This window comes from Brachyspira pilosicoli (genome assembly GCF_019402445.1).
GTDB lineage: Bacteria > Spirochaetota > Brachyspiria > Brachyspirales > Brachyspiraceae > Brachyspira > Brachyspira pilosicoli_B.
Genome location: NZ_SRZM01000323.1, coordinates 1 through 3,741, shown reverse-complemented (window position 1 = coordinate 3,741; position 3,741 = coordinate 1). Strand labels below are relative to the sequence as shown.

3 protein-coding genes are annotated in these 3,741 nt (G+C 27.7%); all 3 read left to right on the top strand.

Translation table 11 applies throughout. The features are described 5' to 3' along the window. A partial coding sequence (locus E6A48_RS10070) for a hypothetical protein (protein ID WP_219710077.1) occupies positions 1–269 on the top strand: 269 nt, incomplete at its 5' end. A gap of 120 nt (positions 270–389) precedes the next feature. Continuing rightward, positions 390–2,000 carry a glycosyltransferase family 39 protein gene (locus tag E6A48_RS10065; RefSeq protein ID WP_219710076.1) on the top strand — a complete coding sequence of 537 codons (1,611 nt, stop codon included), beginning with the start codon at positions 390–392 and terminating at the stop codon, positions 1,998–2,000. A gap of 163 nt (positions 2,001–2,163) precedes the next feature. Further along, the coding region (locus tag E6A48_RS10060) for a DNA methyltransferase (protein WP_219710075.1) at positions 2,164–3,741 on the top strand (1,578 nt) is incomplete at its 3' end.

Here is a 3,741-nt window from a genome sequence, read left to right as displayed (position 1 = left end):
TAATAAAGATAGTTGATAATAGTTATAACATTAGAAATACAATATTATTTATAGCTATTAATATATTTTCTGCTGTTATTTCGTTTATATGGTTTTTTAATTATAATTTAATAAATGAAGTATTTATTAATTCTCTGATAAAAAATGCAAGTAATAATTTAATTTTATCTATATTTAGTAATTTTCAAATGTTTTGTTTTTTTATGATATTATTAGCATTAGTTTTAGACAGTATTGATAAAATATTAAAATTTAAGAGAAACTGTTAAATTTATAATAATTATAAGCTAAATAAAAATAGTAAAATATAAGAGGATAGCTAGTATTTGATGGCTATCCTTTTTTAAAAAAATATGATATTATTAACAAAATATATTATGGGGCGTTTTATGCAAAAAAATAAAAAAATATTCTTTTACTTGTCTTTAATTATATTATTATTATCTTTATCTTTAACTATTTTTAATAGAGTATATTCATTTAAAAGAGCTGGAGCTCCATATGATGACTTTTTATCACATTTCTATGATATGAAAAAATATTATGAAAATAAAACTATTCCTGTAACTGGTGCTAGACTTTTTATGATGCCTTTAGATAATGAATCTGCTCCACGTGTGCCTGGTGGATTCTTTTATATACATTATTTGCTTACTTATAAACTTGCTAATGAAAATATAACTGCAATGAGAATTATTAATTTAATTACTATGCTTTTGCCTGTTTTAATATTTTTGTTTTGGGTTTATAAAAGATTTGGAATATCAATATTAGCTATTATGTCAGTTTTTACATTATTCAATATATATTATGTTTTTACTAATAGTATATTTTATAATCCTAATCTAACTTTAGTTCTATCTTTTTTATTAATACCAATTATTGCTGAGTATATGGCTAATACTAAATATTCAAATGTAGCAGCTATGATGTTTTTTCCTGTGCTTGCTTTAATGGGGCAGTCACATTTTGCTGTATATTATGGTATAGTGCCTACGGTGATATTGTATTTGATAGTGAGATATAAAATTACCATTAAACATATTAAATATATACTTTTAGGTGTTTTTATTTCTTTTTTAACTTATTTACCTTATTTAATTAGTGAGATTCAAAACGGTTTTCAAAATACAAATAAAATGTTTATACTTTCATCTACTGCAGAAAGAAATGTTTTTCCTTTTCCTCAGGTTCATTTTTTATTTATGTTTCCTACAAATGAGTTTTCTGTAATGTACTATGCTAAGCATTTCGATAGAATTATGTCTTTTTATTTGAATGATAATCCGTATTATATTTTTTCATTAATTGTATTGGTGCTTTCTATTATTGTTGTGCTTGCCGCTTTTATATATTCTATGATACATTTTATAAAAAATAAAAAATGGAAGGTAGATAGTAATACTAATAATACAGAGATGGTTATTAATGAATTATTTATATTATTTTTACTATATTTCCCTGCTACTATTTTTACTACAATATTTGGAGGCGGGGTTGCAGGACAGACTAGATATCAATATGGAGGATTTGCTTTATCTTTTGTACCTATAATATATTTTCTTTATTATTTAAGGTTTAAGAATAATTACAAAACGTTAAATTGTGTTGCAATATTTTCTATATTAAGTGCTATTGCTATGAATTTTAATATTATTGTTTATTATCAAAAAATTCATGAGCCTTACAGATGGACTGATTATATTGAAAGCGTGTATTCGATAACAAAAGATGCTAATGGAATGAATTTTAAAGTAGAAAATGCTTCTGGGTATTTTAATGATATGGGTAGAGCTTATAGTAAAAAAGATAGCTGGAAGAATGTTGCTAGTAATGAGAGTATAACTTATTATTTAGATGTACCTGAATTTGCAATTAAATACCCTCCTATATTTGATAGGAATGCGTTGCTTTCAAAAAAATATACTAAAGAAGAAATTGAAAACATGAATTTAAAAGTTATATCTAGTAATAGTACATGTATAGTTTATAGAAAATAGTTTTTATTGATTATATGATTAGATAGTGATACGAATAATAATATGATTTTTTAATATAAAAGGGCGGCTATGAGTAATGGCTGCCTTTTTATTTTTGTTATTATTGAATATTTAAGTAAAATTTTATATACTATATAAAAAGTATTGTGAAAATGAGGTGTTTATGGCGAATTATAATTCAGATAAACAGAAAGCTTATGATGTTATAGGGCATTTGGTGGATAATTTTCAAAATGGTATAAAAAGTAAAAATGAAACGGAGACTAGAAGGTATTATATTGATAAGTTTTTTGAGGCTTTGGGGTGGGATGTTGGTAATGAAAAAGGTAAAAGGGAAGTTATACATGAGGATATAGTGAAGGTGAAAGGGAAGACTAAATTTCCTGATTATGGTTTTTATTTTAAGGGGAAGAGAGTATTTTTTGTGGAGGCGAAAGATACTAAAGTTGATATAAAAAATGACAGTAGACCTGCATTTCAATTGAGGTCTTATGCTTGGAGTGCAAAACTTGGTGTGAGTATTTTGACGGATTTTGAGGAGTTTGCCGTTTATGACTGTACTGTGCGTCCGAAAGAAAATGATAGGACTGAGGCGGCTAGAATAAAGTATTTTACTTATGAAGATTATTTGAAAGAGGGTGTTTTTGATTATATATATGATTTGTTTGAGAGGGAGAATGTTGCTAATGGTTCTTTAGATGCTTATTCTGAGAACTTATGCAATAGAAAGGGGAGCGAGACAGTTGATGTGCATTTTCTTAGCACTTTAGATGAGCTTAGGACGAAATTGGCTGTTGTGATAAGTAAGCTTAATAGGGAGATGAGCGAGAAAGATATAAATTATGCGGTGCAGCAGATTATTGACAGGATTATATTTTTGAGGGTGGCTGAGGATAGGAATGTTGAGAATTATGGGCTTCTTGCTTTGGCTAATCCTAAAAATAAAAATGAAGATGATTTTAAAAATTACGGTTTTAATGGGGAGAATAGTTATTATGAGAATTTGAATTATATTTTTGATAGGGCTAATGAGAAATATAATTCGGGGTTATTTGATGAAGATGCGATAGTAAGAAATTTAAATATAGATGATAAAACAATAAAAGATATTATAGATGAGCTTTATACACCTAAGAATCCTTATCAGTTTTCAGTGATACCAGTTGAGATAATAGGTAATGCTTATGAGCAGTTTTTGGGCAAGACTATTAGTATAGATAAGAATCACAAGGCGGTTATAGAATTAAAGCCTGAGGTACGCAAGGCGGGAGGAGTTTATTATACGCCTGAGTATATAGTAGATTACATAGTAGCGAATACGGTAGGGGAGGCTATAAAGGGTAAGACACCCGATGAGATAGTAAATATAAAGATATTGGACCCAGCTTGCGGCAGCGGAAGTTTTTTACTTGGGGCGTATAAATATTTGCTAAATTATCATAAGGAATATTTTTTGAAGAATAAGACAAAGAAATATATGGGTTCAAGATATGAGATAATAGACGAGAGCGGTAATTTAGCATTATGGGTACGTAAGCAGATACTAATTAATAACATATTTGGTGTAGACATAGACAGCAATGCGGTGGAGGTAGCGAAATTATCACTTTTATTAAAAAGTTTTGAAGATTCTTTCAATGTTAATGAATACGGGCAAGGTTCTTTACTTAATGAGAAAATCCTTCCAAGTTTGGATAACAATATCAAGTGCGGTAACAGCTTGATAGGTAATGATTTTTAC

What these genes read in the sequence shown, in the direction of transcription:
- E6A48_RS10065 (WP_219710076.1), top strand. Translation starts at nt 390, where the DNA reads ATGCAAAAAAATAAAAAAATATTCTTTTACTTGTCTTTAATTATATTA.